A 1,287-nucleotide genomic window follows, 5' to 3' on the forward strand; every position below is an offset into this window, starting at 1 on the left:
CACCACCCCCACCGTCCCCGGCCTCCACCGAACCCAGGGCGAACGGACTCACCGACCACCACGGCATCCCCAGCTCACGCGCCCGGTCCCGCACATCCGCGATCCCCCACAGCGACGCCGCACCCACATCGATCGGCGCATCGCCCCCACCCGCCGAAGCCGCCCACGACGCCTGCAGGAACTCCTGGCTGGTCGCCACCAGATCCGCCGCACGCGTGCGCACCCGCTCCGGATCGCACACCACCGCCATGCTCCCCGACGGCATCACATCCAGCAGCAACTCCATGTCGTCCACCAGCACCGGCGCCAGGGACTCCATCCCCTCCACCGCGATACCCTCGGCGATCTTCCCCAGCAGCTCGCCCAGCTCCGGATGCGCCCGCGCCAGCTCCGCCGCCCGCGCCCGCACCTCGTCCGTCAGCAGCAGCTCACGGCACGGCGGCGCCCACAACCCGTGCTCCGCCACCTCCAGCGACCGCTGATCGGCCACCTTGAAGTAACGGATCTCCTCGACCTCGTCCCCCCAGAACTCCACCCGCAGCGGATGCTCCTCCGTCGGCGGGAACACATCCAGAATCCCGCCCCGGACCGCGAACTCACCCCGCTTCTCCACCAGCTCCACCCGCGCGTACGCCGCCGCCCCCAGCGCGTCCACCACCGCGTCCAGCTCCACCTGCTGCCCAGCACGCAGCCCCACCGGCTCCAGATCCCCCAGACCCTTCACCTGCGGCTGCAACACCGAACGCACCGGAGCCACCACCACACTCACCGGCCCCGCCGACGGATCGTCCGCACTCGGATGCGCCAGCCTGCGCAACACCGCCAGCCTGCGCCCCACCGTGTCCGACCTGGGCGAAAGCCGCTCATGCGGCAGCGTCTCCCACGCCGGGAACTCCACCACCTCGCCCTCCCGGCCCGACGGCATCAGCGACCGCAGCGCCGACGCCAGATCCTCCGCCTCACGCCCCGTCGCCGTCACCGCCAGCACCGGACGCCCCGACGACCGCGCCAGCGCCGCCACCACGAACGGCCGCGCGGCCGGCGGACCCACCAGATCCACCTCGCGCCGACGCCCCTCCGCAGCGGCCCGCACCGCCTCCGCCAGCGCCGGATCCACCACGACCGCATCAAGAAGACCGGTGAGACTCATCGAGACGTTCCATCCCAGAGGCTGGACAACAAAGGCACCCGCACCGGCGCCCCGGACAACACCAACAACCCGACACGCCGAGCGGGCCGGGGGTCCCAGCCTACGACGACCGGCACCCCCCTGCCTCGCCCCTCCAC

Annotated in this window: 1 pseudogene; it reads right to left on the reverse strand. The window is 72.6% G+C overall.

Annotation, left to right across the window (positions count from 1 at the left end):
• Positions 1–1,150: pseudogene (locus L7D48_RS28870) on the reverse strand (transcription-repair coupling factor); the annotation flags it as partial.
• Positions 1,151–1,287 lie beyond the last annotated feature (137 nt).

This window comes from Streptomyces sp. ICN903, from assembly GCF_022015835.1.
GTDB classification, from domain to species: domain Bacteria; phylum Actinomycetota; class Actinomycetes; order Streptomycetales; family Streptomycetaceae; genus Streptomyces; species Streptomyces fenghuangensis.